The sequence below is a fragment of the Azotobacter beijerinckii genome (genome assembly GCF_900110885.1).
GTDB classification, from domain to species: Bacteria; Pseudomonadota; Gammaproteobacteria; order Pseudomonadales; family Pseudomonadaceae; genus Azotobacter; species Azotobacter beijerinckii.
The window spans coordinates 12,178-36,222 of sequence record NZ_FOFJ01000008.1; the positions used below are offsets into that span (position 1 = coordinate 12,178).

Sequence of the window (24,045 nt, forward strand, 5' to 3'; positions counted from 1 at the left end):
TTCGGTAGGGCGGGTGCAACCCGCCGATTTCAGTGCGCCCCCGCGCCATGTTCGGCGGGTTTCACCCGCCCTACCGGCACGCACGACGGCCCGCCCCTCGCCCCAGCTGTTGCCCAGGCCGCAGTCCGCCAGCAAGTTGTGCCGCAGGCAACAGGAAAATCCCCCGCCGGCGGCCGAAACCCGCATGGTTACTGGCTTGGCGGAGCAGGCACGGCCTGTGCAAAAGGCTTGGCAACACGGCGGCCGTCATCCCGGCTGCCGCGACCGTTCCCATTCAGGAGCCTTGCCATGACCGCCCAGCAACATCTGCCATCCCTCTCCACCGGCGCCGACTACGAGCAGTTGGCCGCGCGCTTTCGGCCGATCTTCGCGCGCATCGCCGAAGGCGCCGTCGAGCGCGAGCGCAGCCGCAGCCTGCCGTACGAACAGATCAAGTGGCTCAAGGAAGCCGGCTTCGGCGCCGTGCGCGTGCCGGTGGAATACGGCGGCGCCGGCGCCTCGCTGCCGCAACTGGTGCAACTGTTGATCGAGCTGGCCGAGGCCGACTCCAGCGTGCCGCAGGCGCTGCGCGGCCACTTCGCCTTCGTCGAGGACCGCCTCAACGCCCAGGCCGTCGCCCCGCAGGACAAGTGGTTCCGGCGCTTCGTCGCCGGCGAGCTGGTCGGCAACGCCTGGACCGAGATCGGCGCGGTGAAGATCGGCGAAGTCGGCACCCGGGTCAGCCGGAAGGACGGCCAGTGGGTGGTCAACGGCCGCAAGTACTACAGCACCGGCAGCATCTTCGCCGACTGGATCGACGTCTACGCCCAGCGCGACGATGGCGGCCGCGACGTGATCGCCGCGGTCAGCACCCACCAGAGCGGCGTGCAGCAGCACGACGACTGGGACGGCTTCGGCCAGCGCACCACCGGCAGCGGCACCTCGGTGTTCAGCGACGCGGTGGTCGCCGAGGAAAACCTCATCGACTTCGATACCCGCTTCAAATACCAGACCGCCTTCTACCAGTTGGTGCTGATCGCCGTACTGGCCGGCAGCGGGCGCGGCGCGCTGCGCGACTTCGCCGCCGAGGTGCGCCAGCGCACGCGCATCTTCAGCACCGGCAACGCCCCGCGGGTCAGCCAGGACCCGCAGGTGCTGCAGGTGATCGGCAAGGCTTCCGCCCTGGTCTACGCCGCCGAAGCCACCGCCCTGCGCGCCGCCGCCGCGGCCCAGCGCGCCTACGAAACCCGCTTCGGCAACGACGCGGCCGCCGAGCACGCCGCCAACGTCGCCGCCGAGCTGGAGTCGGCCCAGGCCCAGGTGGTGATCGCCGAGCTGATCCTGTGCGTCACCACCGACCTGTTCAACGCCCTCGGCGCCTCGGCCACCAGCGAGACCAAGCAGCTCGATCGCCACTGGCGCAACGCGCGCACCGCCGCCTCGCACAACCCGCTGATCTACAAGGAACGCATCGTCGGCGACTGGGAGGTCAACGGCACAGAGCCGCCCTATGTCTGGCAGATCGGCAGCGGCCCGAGCGCCGCCGCCTGAGCAAGTCCTCTCCAGCGAACGTCATGCACGAAAGGAAATCCCCATGAGCGAACTGCACGCCCCGGCCCGCCCGGCCGATCCCTACCTGCAAGCGCTGCCGCAGCAGCCGGCGCACCGCATCCGCAGCGACGCCGAGGCCATCGAGATCGCCCGCGCCCTGGCCGCCGACTTCGCCCGCGAGGCGGCCCAGCGCGACCGCGAGCGGCGCCTGCCGGTGGCGGAACTGAACGCCTTCTCGCAGAGCGGCCTGTGGGGCATCACCGTGCCCAAGGCCTACGGCGGTGCCGAGGTCAGCTACCGGACCCTCGGCGAAGTGATCAAGACCATCGCCGCCGCCGATCCCTCGCTGGCCCAGCTGCCGCAGAACCACCTGGCCATCGTCGACCACCTGCGCCTGGACGGCGACGAAACCCAGAAGCGCTACTTCTTCGGCCTGGTGCTCGACGGCGTGCGCTTCGGCAACGCCTTCTCCGAGCGCAACAGCCGCACCGTGGCCGAGTTCGAGACGCGCCTGACCCCGGACGGCGAAGGCTTCTTCCGGGTCGACGGGCAGAAGTTCTACTCCAGCGGCGCCCTGCTCGCCCACTGGGTGCCCACCGTCGCGGTGGACGCCGAGAAACGCCCCTTCCTGGCCTTCATCCGCCGCGACGCCGAGGGGCTGGAAGTCATCAACGACTGGTCCGGCTTCGGCCAGCGCACCACCGCCAGCGGCACCGTGCGGGTGAACAACGTGCGCATCCCGGCCGCGCACCTGCTGCCGGTCCACCAGGCCTTCGAGCGGCCCACCGCCGCCGGGCCGATCTCCCAGTTCCTGCAGGCCGCCATCGACGCCGGCATCGCCCGCGGCGCGCTGGCCGACACCCAGGAACAGGTCCGCCGCCACGCCCGCCCCTGGCTCGACTCCGGCCTCGAACACGCCTGGCAGGACCCCTACACCCTGCAGCAGATCGGCGACCTGCAGATCCGCCAGCGCGCCGCCGAAGCGGTGCTCGACCTGGCCGCCGACCGGATCCAGCTCGCCGTCGCCCATCCCGACGAGGAAAGCGTCGCCGCCGCCTCCATCGCCGTGGCCGAAGCCAAGGTGCTCACCACCGAGGCGGCGATCCTCGCCGGCAACAAGCTGTTCGAACTGGCCGGCACCCGCTCCACCCTCGAGGAGTACAACCTCGACCGCCACTGGCGCAACGCCCGCACCCACACCCTGCACGACCCGGTGCGCTGGAAGTTCAGCATCATCGGCAACTACTACCTCAACGGCATCAAGCCGGCGCGCCATCCCTGGCTGTAGCGGAGCGACCCGCCCCGCCGCCGCCCCCTCGGCGGCGGAGGCTTCGCCAATGCGCAACTGTGGCGGCGGGCGACGGACGGTAAGCTGGGCCCGTCTTCCTCACGAGAAACCGCCATGCAGCCCACCCTTCTCCTCGCCTCACGTGTTTCCGAATCCTTCCATGAATGCCTGAAAGCCCGCTTCAGGGTCGTCGAGGCCACGGCCGCCGGCTTCGACGCCGCGGTCGCCGCGCTGGCGCCGGAACTGGCCGGAGAAATACGCATCGTCGTCGCCTTCGGCTCGACGCACATGCCGGGCGCGGCGCTGGCCCGGCTGCCACAGCTGGGGCTGATCTGCTGCCTGGGCAGCGGTTACGACGGCATCGACCTGGACTACGCCCGGGAACGCGGGATCGCCGTGACCAACAGTCCCGGCGCCAATGCCAGAAGCGTGGCCGACCTGGCGATGGGCCTGCTGATTTCGAGCGTCAGGAACCTTCCCGCCGCCCGCCACTACTTGGAGGCCGGGCGCTGGCAGGGCAATGCCGGCGAGCGCATGCAGCCGGTGCGCGGGCTGACCGGCCGCCGGCTGGGCATCTGCGGCCTGGGCGCCATCGGCCTGAATATCGCCAGACGCGCCGCGGCCTTCGACATGGAGGTCGGTTACCACGGCAGGAAGGTCCGCCCGGAGGTTCCCTACCCGTATTTCGAGTCCATCGTGCAACTGGCCACCTGGGCGGACGTGCTGGTCGTGTCCCTGCGGGCAGACGCCAGCACCTACCATGCGATCGACGCCACGGTGCTGCATGCACTGGGTCCGCAGGGGTTCCTGATCAATGTTTCCCGGGGCACGACTGTCGATGAAAAAGCCCTGCTGGATGCGTTGAAAACCGGCCAGATCGCCGGCGCGGGACTGGATGTCTACGAGCACGAGCCGTCGATCCCCGGCGAACTCTTCCAGCTCCCCCACGTGACCCTGACGCCGCACATCGGCGGCAGCACCCTCGAGGCGGCGCAGGAGCAGGAGGCCTGCGTCCTGGCCAATATCGAGGCGTACCTGAAGGGGGAGCCGCCCCGCACCCCCGTCTCCCCGTAGCCGACACATCATCCGGGAAGCGGGCCGCCTGGCGCATACCGATCGCAGCATTGGCCCGGAGAGGCAACCGCCCATCGAGATCGCTATGCGCCACCGGTCGCCCCAACGTCCCCTCGCGGAAATCATTAAAGAACTTACCGTTTAGACGAGGAGTCCATAGTCCTGTTGACACGCCGTAATTCCCCAAGAAGAACAGGAGTGAACGACATGAAAAAGCATCCCCAAACGTGTATCGCCATTGCCCTTGCGGCGGCTTTGGGCCTTTCGATGGCCAATGGCGTTCTGGCCGACGCCGGCAGGCATGATCGGGCACAACCCGTGCTCGTCGCCGCCAACGAAACCATGGACCAGCTCAGTAGCGGTGTGGACAAGGCCGGCGAAACGGTTTCCGACAGCTGGATCACCAGCAAGGTGAAATCCACCTTCCTGGCCGACACCAGCCTCAGCGGGATGGACATCAAGGTGGAAACCACCCAGGGCGTCGTGTCGCTGTCGGGTACGGTCGGCAGCAAGGCCGAAAAAGAGCTGGCCATCCAGAAAGCCAAGACCATCAAGGGCGTGACGGGCGTATCCGCCGATGCCCTGAAGGTGGCCGAATAGCGGTACGCCCCGGTCCCGCAGGAGAAGGGCGCGCGCTTCGCGACGCCCTGCGCGGGGACCGGCCCCCGGAATCCATCCCCGCTCCTTCGCAAGCGCCGTGCCCCCCACCGGCATCCGCGGCGCCGGCGCCGGCGCCGCGCCCAGCCTCCTTATCGCACTCCAGCGGACCCGCGCCGAACGGACGACGGCGCGGCGGCTGCAGTCCGCCGACGCCTGGGATAAGCTGCCCCACCATTTCCAGCCGGGGAACATCCATGGGTCAGGTCGTTGCCGCCGCCGCCTACCACCAGGGCCGCAAAGTCGCCGATATCCGCCTCGAAGAAGGCAACCAGTGGGCCGCCCAGCCGGGGCACATGGTCTGGATCGGCCTGCGCGACCCCGACGGCAGCCAGCTGCACTGCCTGCAGCAGCAGTTCAACCTGCACGAGCTGGCCATGGAGGACGCCATCGCCCAGCACACCCGGCCCAAGCTGGAAACCTTCGGCGACGCGCTGTTTTTGGTGCTGTATTCGCCGATCCGCGTCGATGGCCACCTGCAGTTCGTCGAGACCCAGCTGTTCGCCGGCAAGGGCTACGTGATCAGCGCCCGCTACGGCGACTCGGCGCCCTACTCCGCCGTGCGCCAGCGCTGCGAGGCCCGCCCGCTGCTGCTGGCGCACGGCGAGGACTTCGTGCTCTACGCCCTGCTCAGCTTCGTCATCGAGAACTACCGGCCGCTGCTGGACAGCATGTTCGGCGAGTTGCAGGAGATCGAGCAGACCGTCCTCGACCGCCCGCTGCGTCCGGTCGACGTCGAACGGATCTCCAGCCTGCGCCGCGACCTGCTGCGCCTGCGCCGGCAGATCGCGCCCATGGCGGAGATCTGCAGCGAGCTGCAGCAGCTCGACTTTCCGTTCATCGACAAGCACATGCGCCCGTACTTCCGCGACATCGCGATCCACGTCGCGCGCCTGCAGGAAGACCTCACCAGCCAGCGCGAGATGGCCGACCACGCCATCGAGATCGGCCTGCTGCTCGAGTCCTCGCGGCAGAGCGTGGTGCAGCGCAAGTTCGCCGCCTGGGCGGCGATCCTCGCCTTCCCCACCGCGGTGGCCGGCATCTACGGGATGAACTTCGAGCACATGCCCGAACTCGGCTGGCGCTACGGCTACTTCGCTGTCCTCGGCATCATCGTCCTCGGCTGCGGCACGCTGTTCGCCAACTTCAAGCGCATGAACTGGCTGTAGCCCGCGCCCGCTCTGCACCACCGGCAACGCCCGCCGCCGGCCCGTCTAGCGCAACGGAAAGCCCTGCGCCTTGACCGCCTCGGCCAGCCGTTCGCGGCCGTGCAGGGTTTCGATGCTCTTCAGCCGCTCCAGCGACTGCCGGCTCCAGCCGGGCGACGGCTGCCCCTGCGCGGCGAAGAAGGCGGTGATGGCCCGGTCGTAGTCGTCGATCAGTTGCGCCTCCTGCTCGTGCACCGCATAGGTCTCGCGGTGCAGGATCAGGCTCTGCGGCAAGCGCGGCTTGACCTGCGCCGGCTTGTCCGGGTCGGGGTAGCCGACGCAGAGGCCGAACACCGGGTAGACCAGCGGCGGCAGGCGCAGCTCCTCGCTCACCGCCTGCAGCCGGTTGCGCAGGGCGCCGATGTAGACGGTGCCCAGCCCCAGGGACTCGGCGGCGGTGACGGCGTTCTGCGCGGCCAGCGCCGCATCGACGGCGCCCATCAGGAAGCTGTCCAGATAGGGCAGCGCCTGCAGCTCGACCTCCCGGCGCTCGGCCAGGCGCTGGAGGCGCGAGAAGTCCGCCAGCCAGACCAGGAACAGCGGCGCCTGGCGGATATGCGCCTGGCCGTTGGCCAGTTCGGCCAGACGCGCCTTGCGCTGCGGGTCCTCGACGGCCAGCAGGCTCCACACCTGCAGGTTGGAGGAGCTGGCCGCCGACTGGGCGGCGGCCAGCAGGGTTTCCAGCGTGCCGTCGGGCAGCGGCCGGTCGAGGTAGGCACGCACGCTGCGGTGTTCGAGCAGCGTCGCGACGACCGCATCGGGGATGAAGGCGCCCGGCTCCGGGGCGCCGTCACGGTAGCGTTGTTGCCACAGGCGGTTGTTCGTTTCAGGCATGTCGGTTCCTCGGGTTCAAGGTTGCTTGCGCAGGATAAGGCTGGCGAATCGGTTCAGGCCCGCCCTTGGACCACCACCGGCAGCACCAGGCGATGGCCCAGGCGCTCGCGCTTGGTCGCCAGATAATGCTGGTTGGCCGGATTGGCGGGTACTTCGTGGGCCAGTTGGCGCTGCACCGCGATGCCCGCTTCCTGCAGGGCGCGGGCCTTGGCCGGGTTGTTGCTGAGCAGCTGCACCGAGCGCACGCCGAGGTGCCCGAGGATGGCGGCGGCGGCGCGATAGTCGCGGGCCTCGACCGGCAGGCCGAGGGCCCGGTTGGCCTCCACGGTGTCCAGCCCGCCGTCCTGCAGGGCGTAGGCGCGCAGCTTGGCGGCCAGGCCGATGCCGCGGCCCTCGTGGCCGGTGAGGTAGAGCAGCGCGCCGCGGCCCTCGCGGGCGATGCGCGCCAGGGCCAGGTCGAGCTGTTCGCCGCAGTCGCAGCGCAGCGAGCCGAGCACGTCGCCGGTCAGGCATTCGGAATGCAGGCGGGTCAGCAACCCCTCGCCCGCCGCCTCGCCGGCGAGCAGCACCGGGTATTCGCCGCCCTCGAAGGCGTACAGGTGCAGGCAGAATTCGCCGTGACGGGTCGGCAGGCGGGTTTCGGCGAGCAGCTGCGGCGCCGGCGCAACCTCGCGGGCGCGGCGCCAGGCGATCAGCTGCTCGATGCTGACGATCGGCAGGCCGTGCTCGCGGGCGAAGGCGAAGAGTTCGGGGCGGCGCGCCATGCTGCCGTCGTCGTTGACGATCTCGCAGAGCACCCCGGCCGGGCGGCGCCCGGCGAGCACGGCCAGATCCAGCGCCGCCTCGGTGTGCCTGGGGCGCTCCAGCACCCCGCCGGTGCTGGTGCCGTGGCGGTAGTCGACGCTGACGGTGAAGGCGGTCTGGTGGGACTCGCTGTTGGCCTCGACCATCAGCGGCAGTGCGAGCGCGTCGAGGCGCTCGCCGGGCAGCGCGACGCAGACCAGACCGCTGCTGTGGCGGACCAGGAAGGCCATCTGCGCGGGGCTGATGGCGTCGGCGGCGACGATCAGATCGCCCTCGTTCTCGCGGTCGGTGTCGTCGACCACGACGACGAATTCGCCGCGGGCGATGGCGGCGATGGCGGTCTCGACGGTATCGAACGAGGCCTCGGCAAAGACTGGCATGGCGTATCAACCTGTACTGGAAAAAGCGGGGCGCCCGCAGGCGCCGGTGGATGAGTTCGGCAGGAGCAGGTTGCGTGCCAGCCCGCCGGGGGCGGATTTCCGGGGCTGACCGGACGGCAACGGCAGCCGGACTGTTGCGTCGGCGACAGTCCGTGCGAATGCTGTTGCCTGCCGGACAGCGTTCTGTTGATTGGGCTGGCGCGTCGGGCTGTTCAGCTCCGGTGCGTTAGCTGCTTGCCGAGTGGCTGGACAGCCCCTGTTTCGGCCCCCCGGCCGAGTCACTTTTTCTTGCCTGGCCAAGAAAAAGTAACCAAAAAGAAGGCCACCCCCGTCGTTAGGCCCTGCGCTTCGCTCCGGGTCCCCTCGCTCCGTCGCCGCTCCAGGGGCCCGGCCCGAAGGGCCATCCATGGCCCACGGGCCTTTCGCCGCATCCCTGCGGCTCAACCCCTTGCGCGGCGATTCCGTTCGGCCTGACGAAGGGGGAATGGGTGCAAGCCCCACCTCCGCGAAGGACAAAAAGCTTTTTCAAGCGTGATTCCAGACCTGCAGGCAACTACCCGGCCCCGTTCAGGAGGCCGAGCGCGGGCGTCGCGGAGGGGGTGAGCCGCAGGGATGCGGCGAAAGCCGTAAAGGGGCATGGATGCCCCTTGTACGGCGGCCCCCGGAGCAGCGCCGGAGCGGGGGAACCCCGGCACAGCCGGGGCCGGATGATCGGGTGTGTTTTCTCTTTGGTTACTTTCTCTTTGCACAAGCAAAGAGAAAGTGACTCGGCCGGGGGGCCGAAAAAGGGAGTATCGAACTACTCGGTAATCGGCCATTTCCGAAAAAGGAGCGTCAACCCACTCGGCAAACAGCCATGCCAAGGCCCATACAACTTTGCCAACCCGCCATCCGGCGAGCATTTCACGCGACTACCCCGCCTTGCCGCCCAGGTAGAAGTGCTGGATGTCCTCCCGCGCGGCCAGCGCCTGCGCGGTGCCCTCGCCGACCACCCGGCCGTTCTCCAGGATGTAGGCGTAGTCGGCGTGGCGCAGGGCGACGTTGATGTTCTGCTCGGCGACCAGGAAGCTCATACCCTCCTTCTCGTTGAGCTGGGCGACGATCTCGAAGATCTCCTCGACGATGATCGGCGCCAGGCCCATCGACGGCTCGTCGAGCAGCACCAGCGTCGGCCGGGTCATCAGCGCGCGGCCGATGGCCAGCATCTGCTGCTCGCCGCCGGAAGTCAGCCCGGCCTGGGTCCTGCGCTTGGTCTTCAGGCGCGGGAACCAGGCGTAGATGCGTTCGAGGTCCTCCTCCAGCTCGCGGCGGCTCGGCCCGCGCAGGAAGCCGCCGCTGCGCAGGTTTTCCTCGACGGTCAGGTGGGCGAACACGTGGCGGCCCTCGAGGACGTGGACGATGCCGCGCCGTGCCAGCAGGCTGGGCGCCACGCCGGCGGTGCCCTCGCCGAGAAAATGGATGCTGCCGCGGCTGACCTGGGCGCGGTCGGCCTGGACCAGGCCGGAGATGGCCTTGAGGGTGGTGCTCTTGCCGGCGCCGTTGGCGCCGAGCAGGGCGACGATGCCGCCCCGTTCGACGCGCAGCGACACGCCGGCCACGGCGAGGATGGCGCCGTCGTAGATCACCTCGATGTCGTTCACCACCAGCAGCTCGGCGGGGGCGGCGACGGGTTGGGTCTGGGTGTTCATGGGAATATCCCTCCATTCGAGTCGCGTGCCGACCACGGCAACCGCGCAATGCAATACGTAGGGCGGGTTAGGCCGCCAGGCCGTAACCCGCCGAGCGGCCGTCGTGTCGGCATCCTTGGCGGGTTACGCCGCTGTACGGCTAACCCGTCCTACGGTTCCTACTGCTCGGCGCGGCAGTCGCGCACGGTGATGCCCTTCTCCTTGGCATAGGCGGCCGACTTGGCCTCGATCAGCGGGCGCAGGGTCTGGCGGTCGGCCTGCACCCAGTCGCTGACCAGCAGCCACTTCTCGCCGTCCCACTGCTGCACGCGGGCGGCGCCGCCGCCCTCGTGGTCCGAACAGCTCACCTGCAGCGGTTGCAGCAGGCCGGCGAAGCCGATCTGCTTCAGGCGCGCCTCGTCGATCTTGAGGTGCTCGAACGCCCAGCGCCCTTCCTCGCCGTTCAGCGGGCGGTTGCCGAACTTAGCCTGGCCGGCGCGCAGCGCCTCGACCGCGATGGCCGCGTTGACCAGGCCGATGTTGTAGTACACCTTGCCGAAGTAGCTGGGGTCCTTGAGGTCGCTCTTGCCCTTGTCGAGGATCTGCTCGCGCAGGCGCTGGTGGATCTCGAAGCCGTCGCCGCCGGGGAACGGCGCCAGCGCCTGGTAGCCCTTGGCGGCGGCGCCGGCCGGGATCACGTCGGCCTCGGAGCCGGCCCACACGTCGCCGATGATGTGGTCGGCCGGGAAGCCGAAGCGCGCCGCGGTCTTCAGCGCCACCGGGGTCGATACGCCCCAGGTGCGCAGGAACACCCAGTCCGGCTTGAGCTGGCGTACTTGGCGCCACTGCACCGATTGCTCGTTGCCGGGGTGGGCGACCGGAATCTGGATGTTCTCGAAGCCGTACTTCTGCGCCAGCAGCTCGATGGCCGCCTGGGTTTCCCGGCCGTAGGGGGAGTCGTGGTAGACGGTGGCGATCTTCTTACCCTTGAGCTTGTCGAAACCGCCCTCGCGCTGGGCGATGTAGTTGATGCCCACCGAGGCCTGCCCGTAATAGGTGAGCAGCAGCGGGAAGGCATAGGGGAACACGCTGCCGTCGGTGGACTCGGTGCGCCCGCCGGCCGGATCGATCAGCGGGATGCGGTCCGCCGCGCCCTTCTCCATCAGCGCGTAGGAGGCCGGGGTGCTGTGGGTGAGGAAGAACGCCACCGGCGCGCCGTCGCGGCCGTTCTTGAAGCGCTCGTAGCACTCGACGATGCGGTCGGTGCTCCACTCGGTCTCGCACTCCTCCCAGGCGATCTTCACGCCGTTGATGCCGCCTTCCACCTCGTTGACGTAGCGCAGGTAGTCGATGGTGCCGGCCCACCAGGGGATGCCGCTGGAGGCGTAGGGGCCGACCCGGTAGGTGGCCAGCGGGACGAACTGCTCGTTGGGCGCCGCCTGGGCGAGCGCGGGCAGGACGCTGGACGCGCTCAGGGCAAGGACCGCGCCGGCGATGGCGCGTTGCAGGGATTGACGCATGGGGGTTGGCTTCCGGAATTCGCGGTGGACGGACATGGTTGCGGGGCTCACTGCTCGGCGCGGCAATCACGCGCAGTGATGCCCTTTTCCTTGGCATAGGCGGCCGACTTGGCCTCGATCAGCGGGCGCAGGGTCTGGCGGTCGGCCTGCACCCAGTCGGTCAGCAGCTTCCACCTGGCGCCGTCCCACTGCTGCACCTTGGCCGCGCCGCCGCCCTCGTGGTCGGGGCAGGACAGCCTGAGCGGCTGCATCAGCCCGGCGAAGCCGATGGCCTTGAGGCGCGCCTCGTCGACGTTGAGGTGCTCCAGGCCCCAGCGGCCCTCGTCGCCGGTCAGCGGACGCTGGCCGAACTTCTGCTGACCGGCGCGGATCGCCTCGACGGCGATGGCGGCGTTGACCAGCCCGGAGTTGTAGTAGACGCTGCCGAAGCTCTTCGGGTCCTTGAGGTCGCTCTTGCCTTGGTCGAGGATGTGCTCCTTGATCTTCTGGTGGATCGCGAAGTCGGCGCCGCCCGGATAGGGGGTGAGCGCCAGATAGCCCTTGCCGGCGTCGCCGGCGGGCAGCACGTCCTCGTCGGAACTGGCCCAGATGTCGCCGATGATCCGGTCGACCGGGAAACCGAAGCGCGCGGCAGTCTTGATCGCCACCGGGGTCGACACGCCCCAGGTGCGCAGGAACACCCAGTCCGGCTTGGCCTGGCGCACCTGGCGCCACTGCGCGGACTGCTCGTTGCCCGGGTCGGCCACCGGGATCTGGAGGTTCTCGAAGCCGTATTTTTCCGCCAGCAGCGCCAGCGGACCCTGGGTTTCCCGGCCGTAGGCGGAGTCGTGGTAGACGGTGGCGATCTTCTTGCCCTTGAGCTTGTCGAAGCCGCCCTCGCGCTCGGCGATGTAGTTCACCACCGCCGAGGCCTCGCTGTAAAAGGTCAGCATCACCGGGAAGTTGTAGGGGAACACGCTGCCGTCGGTGGCCTCGGTGCGCCCGTAGCCCAGGGTGATCAGCGGGATCTTGTCGGCGGCGGCCTTGTCGGCCAGGGCGTAGGCGGCCGGGGCGCCGTTGGGCTGGTAAACCGCCACCGGAGCGCCGTTGAGGCCGTTCTTGAAGCGCTCGTAGCACTCGATGCCCTTCTCCGCCGTCCACTCGGTCTCGCACTCCTGCCAGACCAGCTTGACGCCGTTGATGCCGCCCTCCACCTCGTTGATGTAGCGCAGGTAGTCGATCATCCCGGCCCACACCGGGATGCCGCTGGAGGCGTAGGCGCCGACCCGGTAGGTGGCCAGCGGGAAGAACTGCTCGTTGGCTGCCGCCTGGACGAGCCCAGGCAGGGTACTGGAGGCGCCGAGCGCGAGGAGCGCGCCGGCGATGGAGCGTCGCAAGGATTTACGCATGTCGGTTCACTTCTAAGGATCGATGATGGGTGCTCCTGTCCCGCGGTCGGGTCGAGGGGGATGGAAGTCGTGTCAGAAGCGCAGCGGCCAGCGTGCCAGCCGCTCGCGCAGATGGGTGAGCAAGCGGATCAGCCCCTCCGGCTCCTTGATCAGGAACCAGATGATCAGCACGCCGAAGATGATCTTCTGCAGGTTCTGCAACTGGCCGGCGTCGACGTTGCCGCCGAGCAGGTTCTGACCGGCGTAGTTGAGCAGCAGCGGCAGCAGGCTGATGAAGGCGGCGCCGACGAAGTTGCCGGCGATGCTGCCCATGCCGCCGATGATGATGATGAACAGGATCTGGAACGAGCGGTTGATGTCGAAGCTGCCGGCGCTGGCGGTGCCCAGGTAGGCGAAGGCCCAGAGTGCCCCAGCCACGCCCAGGTAGAACGAGCTGACCGCGAAGGCCAGGCGCTTGTAGCGGTCGACCGGGATGCCGATCACCGCGGCGGCGGTGTCCATGTCGCGGATCGCCATCCAGTTGCGGCCGATCTGGCTGCGCACCAGGTTAACCGCCACCCAGGTCAGCAGCACCACGCAGCTCAGGGTCAGCAGGTAACGGCCGGTTGGCGAATGCAGGTCGTGGCCGAACACTTCCAGGCGCGGCGCGCTGATGGTCCCCGAGGAGGCGTAGTTGTAGAACCACGGGAACTTGGTGAACACCCATTCGAGGAAGAACTGCGCCGCCAGGGTGGTGACCATCAGGTAGAAGCCCTTGATGCGGTTGCTCGGGATGCCGAACACGAAGCCGACGCCGGCGGCGATCAGCCCGCCGCCGGCGAGCGCCAGCGGCAACGGCAGCCCCGGCACGCGCAGCAGCAGGCCGTAGGTGGCGAAGGCGCCGACCGCCATGAAGCCGGCGGCGCCCACCGAGGTCTGCCCGGTGTAGCCGGTCAGCAGGTTGAGGCCCAGCCCGGCCAGCGACAGCACCAGAAAGGGAATCAGAATGGCGTTCAGCCAGTAGTCGTCGCCCAGCCAGGGCACCAGGCCGAAGGCGACCGCCAGCAGGGCCAGCAGGACCCAGGGCAGGCGGCGGCGGAGCAGTTCGACCGGGGCGCTGTCGTGGGCGGCGGGAAGGCTGTGGGAAAGGATGCTCATGGCGTCATACCCGTTCGATGGCGCGCTCGCCGAACAGGCCGGCGGGACGGATGTAGAGGAAGGCCAGGGCCAGCACGTAGGCGAACCAGGGGGTGATGCCGCCGCCGATGTGCGCACCGATATAGACCTCGGCGAGGTTTTCCGCCGCGCCGACGATCAGCCCGCCGACGATGGCCCCGCCGATGGAGGTGAAGCCGCCGATGATCAGCACCGGCAGCGCCTTGAGCACCACCAAGGAGAGCGAGAACTGCACGCCCTGGCGCGCGCCCCACAACAGGCCGGCGACCAGCCCGACGATGCCGGCCACCGCCCAGACGATCTGCCAGATACGGTTGAGGTCGATGCCGACGGACAGCGCGGCGCGGGTGTCGTCGGCCACCGCGCGCAGCGACACGCCGATCCGCGTGCTGTTGAACAGCAGCGCCAGCACCGTCACCAGCACCCCCGCGGTAGCGGCCGCCACCAGGTCGAACTGGCTGACCATCACCTCGCCGATGAACAGCGGCACGTCGTCGATGCCCAGGTCCAGCGCACGCACCTGGGCGCCCATCAGGCCCTGGGCCAGGCCTTCGATGACGAACGACAGGCCGAGGGTGGCCATGAACAGGGTGATCTGCGAGCGGTTGACCAGCGGGCGCAGCACGGCGCGCTCGATGGCGATGGCGCCGAGGGCCATCACCGCCACGGTGAGCAGCAGGGCCAGGGCGAAGGGCAATCCCTGCTCCTGCAGGCTGACGAAGGTCAGCGCGGCGAACAGCAGCATGGCGCCCTGGGCGAAGTTGAACACGCCGCTGGCCTTGTAGATCAGCACGAATCCGATCGCCACCAGCGAGTACATGGTGCCGGCGAGCAGGCCGCCGATCAGGGTTTCCAGGAAGAAGGTCATGGCGGCTCCTTAATGCACCGTACAGAGATAGGCGGCGATCACCTCGGGGTTGGCCTGCACCTCGGCCGGCGTGCCGTCGCCGACCTTGCGCCCGTAGTCGAGCACCACCACGTGGCCGGAGAGGCCCATGACCACCTGGATGTCGTGCTCGATCAGCACCACGGTGGTCCCCAGGTCGCGGTTGACGTCGGCGACGAAGCGGCTCATCTCCTGCTTCTCCTCGGCGTTCATCCCGGCCATCGGCTCGTCGAGCAGCAGCAGGCGCGGCCCGGCGATCAGCGCGCGGCCCAGCTCGACGCGCTTCTGCAGGCCGTAGGCCAGGCTGCCCACCGCCACGTCGCGCCAGGGTTGCAGTTCGAGGAATTCGAGGACGCCTTCGGCCTGCTCGCGGAACGCCCGCGCCTCGCGGCGCGCGCCCGGCAGGCCGAGGGCCTGGGCGAAGAAGCCGCTTCGCGTGTGCCGCGACAGGCCGGTGAGCAGGTTGTCGAGCACGCTCATCTTCTTGAACAGCGCGTTGTTCTGGAAGGTGCGGCCGATGCCGCGCCGGGCCGCCTCCAGCGGCTGGATGCGGCGGAAATGCTCGCCCGCGAAGACCACCTCTCCGGAATCCGGGCGGTACACGCCGTTGAGGATGTTGAGCAGCGAGCTCTTGCCGGCGCCGTTGGGGCCGATCAGCGCGCAGATCTCGCCGCGGCGCACCGCGAACGAGAGCGCGTTGATCGCCTTGACGCCCTTGAACGACAGGGAGATGTCGCGCACTTCGAGGATGGCATCGGGAATGGACTGCACGGCGCTCATGCGGCCTGCTCCCGACGTTCGCCGAGCCAGGCGGGAGCCGGGCGTGCCAGCGGCGGCGCTGCCTCGCCGGGCAGGAGGCGTTCGAGGCGCCGCAGGCCGAGCAGCTCGCGCACCCGTGCCGCGATCCAGCGCTGCAGGCCGCGCTCGGGGCCGTGCAGCGCCCAGTCGCTCACCTGCCGCGACCAGCTGCCGGCCGGGGCCAGGCGCTGCTCGATCTCGGCGGCCAGCGCCTGCCGGCGTCCTTCCGAGAGCAGCAGGGCAGTCGGTGCGACGTCGCGACGGTCGCGCGCCGCCGACTCGCTGCTCTCCGGAAAGGCGAAGCCGCTGCCGCTGTCCAGCCAGTGGCGGAGCAGCAGCCCGAGGCCCTCGCGCCATTCGCTGCCCTCCTCGCACCACACCGTCTCCTGCAGCCGGACGGCACGCCAAGGCTGGATCAGCGGCACGACCGGCCGGTCATCCTCCAGCGCGGCCAGCGGCAGCACCCGGCAGTTGCCCTGCCGGCGCGCCGCCGACTGGGCGGAGAACAGCAGCAGCTCGCGCGGCAGCTCCTGCGCGGCCTCCAGCCAGCGCGACACGCCCTCGCGGCTCTGAACGAAGACATGGCTCGGCTGCAGGCGCAGCAACAGGCCGCGCAGTTCGCCGCCTTCCGCCCGCCGGCAGACCGGAACCACCTGGCCGCCGGCGGCCTGGGCGGCCAGGGCGAGCAGGATCGCCGTCGGTTCCAGGGCGCCGCTCAGCGCCAGGCGGGAACCGGGGCCGAAGCCCTGGCGCTGCAGCGCCACGCCCAGCCGGGCGACCTCATGCAGCACGTCGACCCAGCGCCAGGCCTTCCAGCGCCCGCGGCGCTTGTGGCGCAGGGCGACCTGCAGCGGCCGGCCGGCGGCCCAGTGCTTCATCCGCTCGAGGGCGTTGTCCGGCAGGACATCGACGCCGACCGGATTCAGTTCGTGCACGCTCATCGCATTCCTCCCGGCGGGCCCCTGGCCCGCCTTGCAAGTGGGGTCCAGGTTCCGCTCAGAAGTAGGCGTTGCGCGGTAGCTCCCGGCCGTTCGCCTCGTAGTCGCCGATGGCGCGGGCCTTGTAGAGCGCCGGGTTGTGCGAGGCCAAGGTGCGGATGTTGCGCCAGTGCCGGTCGAGCTGCGCCGACTGGCGGGCCGCCGAGGAGCCGCCGACCTCGAACAGCCGGCTGGCCGCCTCGAGGGCCAGCGCATCCACCACCACCTTGGCCTGGGCGGCACGCAGCGAGGCCTCGTGGCCGAGGGCCGGATCGACCGCGCCGTCGACGGCGGCGGCGAAGGCGCGATCCTGCGCGTCCGCCGCGGCCAGCACGATGGCCTCGGCGGCGAAGGCGCTGCTCGACAGCTCGCCGACCACCTGCAGCAGCTGCGGGTCCTCCGGCGGCCGCGCGGCCGCGGCGTGGCTGAAGGTCCGCGCCCGCCCGTGCAGCAGCGCCGCGGCATCGCTGGTCACGCTGCGCAGGATGCCGGCGATGACCCCGTGCAGATAGAGCTGCGCCAGCGCGTTGAACTGGGTCGCGGTGTCGCGCTGGGCAACCTCGTCGGGCTCGACCCGCACGTCGTCGAAGTGGGTCGTGCCGCTGCCGGTGTACTTCTGGCCGATGCCGTCCCAGTCGTCCACGATGCGCACCCCCGGCCGGCTGGTCGGCACGATTGCGCCGGCCGGGCTGCCGTCTTCGAGGGAGGCGGTGACGAACACCCAGTCGGCATACAGGGTGCCGGTGCTGAAGTACTTGGTGCCGTTCAGGCGATAACCGTCGCCGTCCGGCGACAGGCGCGTCTCGAACCGGTAGTCGCCCACCGCCTTCGTCGACAGCTCGGTGTAGGCGTTGCCGAAGATCTCCCCGGCCGCCACCCGGCGCAGGCGCTCGTCGCGCACGGCGCCGGCCGGCGCGCGGAGGAACTCGTCGGTCAGCAGGTAGTGGGCGCGCAGGATGTGCGCGACGTCCGGATCGGCCTCGGCCAGCCGGATGACCACCCCGAACAGCTCGCGCAGGCTCGCGCCCCCGCCGCCACTTTTGCGCGGCAGACGCAGCGCGCCCAGCCGCGCCTGGCGGATCAGCGTCAGCGCCCGCCAGGGATGGCCTTCCTGGCCGGGCTGGCGGCGCGCCTCCGCGTCCCGGGCGATGTCCGCCAGCAACAGCTCCAACTCCGGGGAGTCGGGCGACACGGCCTCATCGCCCTCCCATGCCGCCGCCTCCACGGCTTCCCCACCTTCAACCACCGCCAACCGAACCGGGTTCGTCATCGTCCGTTTCCTCCTACCGTTATGCCGTTCAGGCGATGGCTGCTGCTTCGTTACGTTCGGCACTGCGCGCCGCCAGGTCGCGGTAGCCCGCCGCCGGGTGGTTTTCCGGCAGGCGCGCGCCCTCGCCGAACAGCTTCTCGCGCAGGGTGCCCGGCGCGTAGTCGGTCTTGAACGCGCCGCGCTTCTGCAGCTCGGGGATCAGCAGCTCGACCACGTCGACGAAGGTTTCGTGGGTCACCGCGTAGGCCAGGTTGAAGCCGTCCACGTCGGTGTCCTCGACCCACGCCTGCAACTGGTCGGCCACGGTCTGCGCGCTGCCGACGAACAGCGGGCCGAAGCCGCCGATGCCGACCCAGTCGGCCAGCTCCTTGACCGTCCAGGTCTTGTTCGGGTCGGCGGTGGAGAACGCCTCGACCGCCGACTGGATGGCGTTGGTGTGGATGTGCTTGAGCACCTGGTCGGGCCGGTACTCGCCGAAGTCGATGCCGGTCCAGCCGGAGATCAGCGCCAGCGCGCCCTCGTAGCTGACGTACTGCTTGTAGTCCTCGTACTTGGCCTGGGCGGCGGCGTCGGTTTCGCCGACGATCACCGTCTGCAGGTTGAAGACCAGCACCTGGCGCGGATCGCGGCCGGCCTCGGCGGCGCGGCGGCGGATGTCGGCGACGGTCTTCTTGAGGATGGTCTTCGACGGCGCGGCGACGAACACGCACTCGGCGTGCTCGGCGGCGAACTGCTTGCCGCGGCTGGAGGCGCCGGCCTGGTAGAGCACCGGGGTGCGCTGCGGCGAGGGCTCGCAGAGGTGGATGCCGGGGACCTGGAAGTGCTTGCCGTGGTGGCCGATCTCGTGGACCTTGGCCGGATCGGTGAACAGCCGGCGCTCGCGGTCGCGCAGCACCGCGTCCTCCTCCCAACTGCCCTCGAAGAGCTTGTAGAGCACCTCCAGGTATTCGTCGGCGTAGTCGTAGCGTTCGTCGTGATCGCTCAGCGCCTGCTGGCCGAGGTTGCGCGCGCCGCTGTCGAGGTAGGAGGTGACGATGTTCCAGCCGATGCGGCCCTTGGTCAGGTGATCGAGGGTGGAGAGGCGGCGGGCGAACGGATAGGGATGCTCGAAGGTGAGCGAGGCGGTCAGACCGAAGCCGAGGTGCTCGGTGACCAGCGCCATCGGGGTGATCAGCGCCAGCGGGTCGTTGACCGGCACCTGGGTGGACTGGCGCAGCGCCGCCTCGCCGTTGCCGCCCAGTACGTCGTAGATGCCGATCACGTCGGCGATGAAGATCCCGTCGAACTTGCCGCGCTCGAGCAGCTTGGCCAGCTCGGTCCAGTACTCGAGGTCCTTGTACTGCCAGGCGCGGTCGCGCGGGTGCGCCCAGAGGCCGGGGGACTGGTGGCCGACGCAGTTCATCTCGAAGGCGTTGAGGCGGATTTCGCGAGGCATGGGGTTCTCCTTGAAGGTGCGCGAAAGGGAAACACGTCGACGGGCACCACGACGGCGGCGCCGTCGACGAACGGACCGAAGTCACCTTTCAGAAACCGTGCCACCCAATAAAACTCTTTTTATTCAATGAGATAGACAAAGAAAAGCGACCCGCCCGGTATTGCCGGAGGCGCAGTCTGCTGATCGGCTGTTGAGCCGCGCACACTTGCCCGCCAAACGGCAGCCTGCCGCCCGCGGCAGGCGGAATGGCCGGCCCGTCACAGCTGGCGCAGGTCCAGCGGGTATTCGAGGATCAGGCGCAGCTCGTCGACGTTGGCCTCGGCGGTATGGTCGCCGCCGACCCGGTGGGTGGCCTGCAGGACCTTGAAGGTCAGGTCCCTGGCCGGCCCGCTCTGCACCACGTAGCTGAGCCAGAAGTCGCGCTCCCAGTGGCGGCCGTCGCGGATGCCCTGGTAGGCGGCATAGCCCGGCCCGACCTTGCTGCCGTCGATGTCGGTGCCACGGACATAGCGGGTGATCAGCGACAGGCCGGGAATCCCCAGGGCAGCGAAGTCGTAGTCGTAACGGAGCATCCAGGTGCGCTCGTTGGGGTTGTTGAAGTCGGAGATCTGCGAGCCGGTATTCAGGAAGAAATCCCAGGTGTTCCACAGGTAGTCGAACGGCGAGTCGTCGTCGATCCGGGTATGGGTCAGGGTGACGGCATGGGCACCGGCGGTCAGGCCGAGATGGGCGCTCCAGGAGTCGTTGCTGATGTCGCCGAGCAGCGATTGCCCGGTATCGCGGGTGCGGAAGTACTTGAAGCCGGCATTGACGCCCAGGCCCTTGCTCAGGGGCTGCTGCCAGTCGGCGTAGAAGGCCGTCTGGTTCCAGACGTCGTCGAGCCGGCCATGGTGCAGCCGGAAGAAGAAACGGTCGTCGAGTTTGTAGTCGGCGCCGGCATAGACGAAGTTGTCGGCCTCCTTGAGGCGCCCGCCGTAGGCGGTGCCCAGGTCGCCGTTGTGGGCGGTGGCGGTACGGTCGCTGCCGGACTCCACCTTGCCGCCCTGCAGAGTCAGCCCCTTGATCGAGGTGTTCTTGAAGAACGAGCCGCGAAAGCTCTGCGGCAGCAGGCGGGTGTCGCTGGCATAGATCACCGGGCTGGTCGGCCGGTGATCGCCGTAGCGCAGTTCGGTGTCCTCGAACAGGCGCAGCTTCAACGCGACGTCGACCCTGCCGAAATCGTCCTTGGGCTTGCCGTCGAAGTTGTAGCCGCGCCGCGGGATCAGCCCGTTGCCGGCCATCCCGTTGCCGACCTGGCCGTCGCCGCCGTCCAGCTTCCAGCCGAACTGGCCGCGCACGTCCAGACCGAGGCCGACCGCGCCCGGGGTGAAGCCGGACTCGAAGGTGGCGATCACCCCGTGCGCCCACTCGGCGCGAAAGTGCTTGCTCTCGCCGGTCTGCGGGTTGCGGAAACGGCTGTCGTTGCGAAAGTCCTGGCTCATGTAGAAGTTGCGGTTGAGCACCTTCAACCGGGCGTCGTCGAAGAAGCCTTCGCCGGCGGCGAGCGCCGGCAGGCCCAGGGCGATGGAAAGGGATAGGGCGCGGGCGGGGTTGTGCATGGATCGGTTCCTGTGACTGGATCATGGCGGCCCTCCTCCATGGAGGCGCGTAACGTTCCAGCTCAATATCCATGCCACAACAAAACCCTTTGCTATTCAGCAGGTTGGGTAAAACCTCCGCCCTCCCGAGAATGTCGCACGAAGCAAAATGCCCATTCGCTGTTGCCCGCCGGGCAGCGCCGCCCAAGGCCAGCCCTTTCGAGCGCTGCAACGCGCCCACGCAGGAGCGCTCCTGCGTGGGAGCCCAGGGAAGCGAAAGACCTTGAAAGGGCTGCCGCTCACAGCCGGTCCAGCGCCTGCAGGAAGTCGCCGACGATGTCCTCGGCCTCCTCGATGCCCGCCGAGACGCGCACGGTGCCGTCGTGGATGTCCAGTTCGGCGAGGGTTTCCGGGGCCAGGGCGCGGTGCGAGGTCTTGCCCGGATGGCTGATGCTGGTCGCCACGCCGGCCAGCGAGGGGGCGAACACCGCGAGCTTGAGGCTCTGGATCAGCCGGTCGACCTCGGCCAGCCCGCCCTTGAGGGTGAAGCTCAGCATGCCCGAGCAGCCCCTGGGGAACAGCCGCCGGGCCAGCGCATGGTCGGGGTGCGAGGGCAGGCCCGGGTAGTGGACCCGCGCCACCTGCGGATGGGCTTCGAGCGCCTCGGCCAGCGCCTGGGCGTTGCGCGAGTGGGCCTGCATGCGCAGGGCCAGGGTCTTGGCGCCGCGGAAGGTCAGCCAGGCCTCGAAGGGGCTGGCGCTGCCGCCGGCGTTGATCTGGAAGCGCCGCGCCTGGGCCACCCATTCGGCGTCGCCGGCGAGGATGCCGCCGGTGGCGTCGCTGTGGCCGTTGAGGTACTTGGTGGTGCTGTGCAGCACCAGGTCGGCGCCGTCGGCCAGCGGCCGGTACAGCGCCGGCGAGAGGAAGGTGTTGTCGACCAGCAGCTTGAGTCCGCGGCGCTTCGCCAGCGCGGCCAGCGCCGGCACGTCGCTGACCCGCACCAGCGGGTTGGAGGCGGTTTCCGTGTAGATCAGCCGGGTCCGCGGGCCGATTGCCGCCTCCACCGCGGCCAGGTCGCCGATGTCGACCAGGGTGGCGGCGATACCGAAGCGGCCCAGCTCCTTCTCGATCAGGCTCTGGGTGGTGCCGTACAGCTCGCGGCTGGCGATCAGGTGATCGCCAGCCTCCAGGTTGCCGAGCAGCGCCGCGCCGATCGCCGCCATGCCGGAGGCACCGAACAGCGCCGCCTCGCCGCCTTCCAGGGCGCGGATCAGCTCCTCCAGCGCGGCCGGGTTGGGGTTGCCGATCCGCGTGTACATGTAGTTGTCGGGGTTGCCGGCGAGGAAGTCGTCGACCTGCGCCAGCGAGTCGTAGACGAACACCGAGGTCTGGTAGATCGGCTGGGCCTTGGGGTGGGTGACCATGTGGCGGTCGACCTCGTTGCCGGCGTGCACGGCGCGGGTGGAGAAACCGGAAAGGGGTTCGGGCATGGCGAAATCCTAAAATAGGTCTACCGAGAAGATAGCGCCGCCCCACCTTGCGTGGGACGGCGAAAGGGATCGCCGGCCAGCCGGCGCCGGCGTTACAGGCCGAACAGCCGCGCGGCGTTGCCGTAGAGCAGTTTATCCAGCACGTCTTCGCGAAAGCCCAGGGCCAGGAGGTCGTCGATCGACTGGCGGATCGGGCGGAACGGATAGGACGAGCCGAACAGCAGCTGCTCGCCGAGAAAACCGTTGGCCGCCTGCACGAAGGCCGCGCTGCCGGGCAGGAACAGGTACATGTCCGGCACGGCGAGGATGTTCTCGTAGCGGAAGGCCACACCGAGCAACTGGTCTACGTTCGGCCAGTAGCCGTGGTAGCAGACGATCTGCAGGGTCGGGAAGGCGCGGGCGATCTTCGCCAGCCGGCCGGGGTCGTTGAACGCCGGGTCGGGGGTGGTCGGCCCGCTCATCAGAAACAGCGGGATCTTGCGCGCCGCCAGGTGCTCGTAGACCGGGAAGTACAGCGGATCGTCCGGGTGGCGGGCCGGCTCGCCGAAGCCCGGCTCCAGGTCGATGCCGGCCAGGCCCAGGCGGTCGACGGCGCGGTCGATCTCCTCCACTGCGCCCTCGACGCCCTGCAGCGCCGGGTCGATGCCGGCGATGCCGAGCAGTTCGTCGTGGCCGCGGACGATTTCATGGATGAAGTCGTTGGGCAGGTGCTGGCTCGGCGTATGGCGGCCGACCACCACCGCCTTGCTCAGCCCGGCGTCGCGCACCTCGGCGAGAAAGCCCTCGGCGCTCAGCGAGCGCTCGAAGTGCGCATCGTCGCCGCGGGTGCCGACCCGCCGGTTCAGCCAGCGGGCCGCCGCGTGCGCGGCATTGCCCGGCGTGGCGCCGAAGAAGTCGTGCAGGTAGGCCGGCCGGCAGCGCATGTCGATGACCTTCATGCGGCGGCCCCGCTCTTCTGGCTGGTGGCGCGCACGTCGAAGGCGCCGCCGGTCAGTTCCCCTTCCACGGTGACCGGCTGCTTGCCCGGCAGCAGCGGGAACACCAGTTCGGCGAAGCGGATCGCTTCCTCCAGGTGCGGATAGCCGGAGAGCACGAAGCTGTCGACGCCGAGGTCGGCGTACTCCTTGAGGCGTGCGGCCACGGTCTGCGGGTCGCCGACCAGCGCGGTGCCGGCGCCGCCGCGCACCAGGCCGACCCCGGCCCACAGGTTGGGACTGACTTCCAGCTGGTCGCGGCGGCCGCCGTGCAGCGCGGCCATGCGCCGCTGGCCTTCGGAGTCCATGCTCGCGTAGTTGCTCTGGGCCTTGGCGATGGTCTCGTCGTCGAGGTGGCTGATCAGCCGCTCGGCGGCAGCCCAGGCTTCCTCGCTGGTCTCGCGGACGATCACGTGCAGGCGCACGCCGAAGCGCACGGTGCGGCCGTACTTCTTCGCCCGCTCGCGCACGTCGGCGATCTTCTCGGCCACCGCGGCCGGCGGCTCGCCCCAGGTGAGATAGGCGTCGACGTGCTTGGCGGCCAGTTCGTGGGCGGCCTTTGATGAGCCGCCGAAGTACAGCGGCGGATAGGGCTTCTGCACCGGCGGGAAGAAGTTCTTCGCGCCCTCGACGGTGACGTGCTTGCCGGCGAAGTCGACGGTCTTGCCCTGCAGCAGGTCGCGCCACACGGTCAGCACCTCGTCGGCCGCCTCGTAGCGCTCGTCGTGGTCGAGGAACACGCCGTCGGCGGCCAGTTCGGTGGCGTCGCCGCCCGGCACCACGTTGAGCAGCAGGCGGCCCTTGAGCGCCTGGTCGAGGGTGGCGGCCTGGCGGGCGGTGGCGGTCGGGCCGCTGACCGAGGTGCGCAGCGCCACCAGCAGCTTGATGCGGCTGGTCACCGGCGCCAGGCTGGCGGCGGTGATCCAGGGATCGAGGCAGCTCGATCCGGTGGGGATCAACAGGCCGTCGTAGCCGAGGCTCTCGGCGGTCACGGCGATCTGCCGCATGTAGTCGTTGGTCGCCGGGCGGCCGGCGGAGGACTTGCCGAGATAGCGGGTATCGCCGGAAGTGGGAAGGAACCAGAAGATGTCCAGACTCATGGATGCGTGCCTCAAGGGAAATGCGGACGCGCT

General features: G+C 69.4%; 20 protein-coding genes and 1 pseudogene. 5 read left to right on the forward strand and 16 right to left on the reverse strand.

Features of this window, described 5'->3' with window-relative positions:
- Nucleotides 1-288 precede the first annotated feature (288 nt).
- The 5 genes from BMY22_RS05965 (at nt 289) to BMY22_RS05985 (ending at nt 5,718) form a co-directional block, all read left to right on the forward strand.
- A complete protein-coding gene (locus BMY22_RS05965; protein ID WP_090620330.1) occupies nt 289-1,530 on the forward strand; it encodes an acyl-CoA dehydrogenase family protein in 1,242 nt (413 codons plus the stop codon).
- Between the two features lie 43 nt (nt 1,531-1,573).
- Entirely contained in the window at nt 1,574-2,818 is a 1,245-nt protein-coding gene (locus BMY22_RS05970) for an SfnB family sulfur acquisition oxidoreductase (protein WP_090620332.1), read from the forward strand.
- Nucleotides 2,819-2,932: 114 nt separating this feature from the next.
- A complete protein-coding gene (locus BMY22_RS05975) occupies nt 2,933-3,892 on the forward strand; it encodes a 2-hydroxyacid dehydrogenase (RefSeq protein WP_090620333.1) in 960 nt (319 codons plus the stop codon).
- 207 nt (nt 3,893-4,099) lie between these two features.
- The gene (locus BMY22_RS05980; protein WP_090620334.1) at nt 4,100-4,492 is read left to right on the forward strand and encodes a BON domain-containing protein; all 393 of its coding nucleotides are present in this window, start codon (nt 4,100-4,102) and stop codon (nt 4,490-4,492) included.
- Nucleotides 4,493-4,746: 254 nt separating this feature from the next.
- Nucleotides 4,747-5,718, forward strand: a complete 972-nt coding sequence (locus BMY22_RS05985; RefSeq protein WP_090620337.1) for a magnesium and cobalt transport protein CorA — start codon at nt 4,747-4,749, stop codon at nt 5,716-5,718.
- A gap of 45 nt (nt 5,719-5,763) precedes the next feature.
- On the opposite strand, the gene BMY22_RS05990 is transcribed toward BMY22_RS05985, so the two are convergent.
- The 16 genes and pseudogenes from BMY22_RS05990 to ssuD all read right to left on the reverse strand — a co-directional run bounded on the left by BMY22_RS05990 (nt 5,764) and on the right by ssuD (nt 24,012).
- The gene (locus tag BMY22_RS05990) at nt 5,764-6,591 is read right to left on the reverse strand and encodes an NADPH-dependent oxidoreductase (protein ID WP_090620338.1); all 828 of its coding nucleotides are present in this window, start codon (nt 6,589-6,591) and stop codon (nt 5,764-5,766) included.
- Between the two features lie 53 nt (nt 6,592-6,644).
- The gene (locus BMY22_RS24830) at nt 6,645-7,241 is read right to left on the reverse strand and encodes a GTP cyclohydrolase II (RefSeq protein WP_425265961.1); all 597 of its coding nucleotides are present in this window, start codon (nt 7,239-7,241) and stop codon (nt 6,645-6,647) included.
- Between the two features lie 45 nt (nt 7,242-7,286).
- Nucleotides 7,287-7,775 (reverse strand): annotated as a pseudogene (locus BMY22_RS24835) (3,4-dihydroxy-2-butanone-4-phosphate synthase); the annotation flags it as partial.
- A 911-nt stretch (nt 7,776-8,686) separates the two neighbouring features.
- Nucleotides 8,687-9,463, reverse strand: a complete 777-nt coding sequence (locus BMY22_RS06010; protein ID WP_090620341.1) for an ABC transporter ATP-binding protein — start codon at nt 9,461-9,463, stop codon at nt 8,687-8,689.
- Nucleotides 9,464-9,621: 158 nt separating this feature from the next.
- Entirely contained in the window at nt 9,622-10,962 is a 1,341-nt protein-coding gene (locus tag BMY22_RS06015) for an ABC transporter substrate-binding protein (RefSeq protein WP_090620342.1), read from the reverse strand.
- 47 nt (nt 10,963-11,009) lie between these two features.
- On the reverse strand, nt 11,010-12,350 hold the full coding sequence (locus tag BMY22_RS06020) for an ABC transporter substrate-binding protein (RefSeq protein ID WP_090620344.1): 1,341 nt from the start codon (nt 12,348-12,350) through the stop codon (nt 11,010-11,012).
- Nucleotides 12,351-12,422: 72 nt separating this feature from the next.
- Complete coding sequence (locus BMY22_RS06025) at nt 12,423-13,487, reverse strand: branched-chain amino acid ABC transporter permease (protein WP_090620345.1); 1,065 nt, start codon at nt 13,485-13,487, stop codon at nt 12,423-12,425.
- Nucleotides 13,488-13,491: 4 nt separating this feature from the next.
- Nucleotides 13,492-14,373 (reverse strand): branched-chain amino acid ABC transporter permease, encoded by an 882-nt coding sequence (locus BMY22_RS06030; RefSeq protein ID WP_090620347.1) that lies wholly within the window; start codon nt 14,371-14,373, stop codon nt 13,492-13,494.
- A gap of 9 nt (nt 14,374-14,382) precedes the next feature.
- The gene (locus BMY22_RS06035; RefSeq protein ID WP_090620348.1) at nt 14,383-15,171 is read right to left on the reverse strand and encodes an ABC transporter ATP-binding protein; all 789 of its coding nucleotides are present in this window, start codon (nt 15,169-15,171) and stop codon (nt 14,383-14,385) included.
- A complete protein-coding gene (locus BMY22_RS06040) occupies nt 15,168-16,130 on the reverse strand; it encodes an AMP-binding protein (protein WP_090620350.1) in 963 nt (320 codons plus the stop codon). Before BMY22_RS06040 ends, BMY22_RS06035 begins: the two co-directional genes overlap by 4 nt.
- 55 nt (nt 16,131-16,185) lie before the next feature.
- Nucleotides 16,186-17,436, reverse strand: coding sequence for an acyl-CoA dehydrogenase family protein (locus tag BMY22_RS06045; protein WP_090620351.1), 1,251 nt, complete (start codon nt 17,434-17,436; stop codon nt 16,186-16,188).
- Between the two features lie 28 nt (nt 17,437-17,464).
- A complete protein-coding gene (locus tag BMY22_RS06050) occupies nt 17,465-18,871 on the reverse strand; it encodes an LLM class flavin-dependent oxidoreductase (protein ID WP_090620353.1) in 1,407 nt (468 codons plus the stop codon).
- A gap of 257 nt (nt 18,872-19,128) precedes the next feature.
- Nucleotides 19,129-20,469 (reverse strand): OprD family porin, encoded by a 1,341-nt coding sequence (locus BMY22_RS06055; protein WP_090620355.1) that lies wholly within the window; start codon nt 20,467-20,469, stop codon nt 19,129-19,131.
- A 278-nt stretch (nt 20,470-20,747) separates the two neighbouring features.
- Nucleotides 20,748-21,938: a trans-sulfuration enzyme family protein gene (locus BMY22_RS06060; RefSeq protein WP_090620357.1), complete on the reverse strand. Its 1,191-nt coding sequence runs from the start codon at nt 21,936-21,938 to the stop codon at nt 20,748-20,750.
- Between the two features lie 92 nt (nt 21,939-22,030).
- Nucleotides 22,031-22,876 (reverse strand): amidohydrolase family protein, encoded by an 846-nt coding sequence (locus BMY22_RS06065; RefSeq protein ID WP_090620358.1) that lies wholly within the window; start codon nt 22,874-22,876, stop codon nt 22,031-22,033.
- Nucleotides 22,873-24,012: an FMNH2-dependent alkanesulfonate monooxygenase gene (ssuD, locus tag BMY22_RS06070; RefSeq protein ID WP_090620360.1), complete on the reverse strand. Its 1,140-nt coding sequence runs from the start codon at nt 24,010-24,012 to the stop codon at nt 22,873-22,875. The genes BMY22_RS06065 and ssuD overlap by 4 nt, the downstream gene beginning before the upstream one ends.
- Between the last annotated feature and the right edge of the window lie 33 nt (nt 24,013-24,045).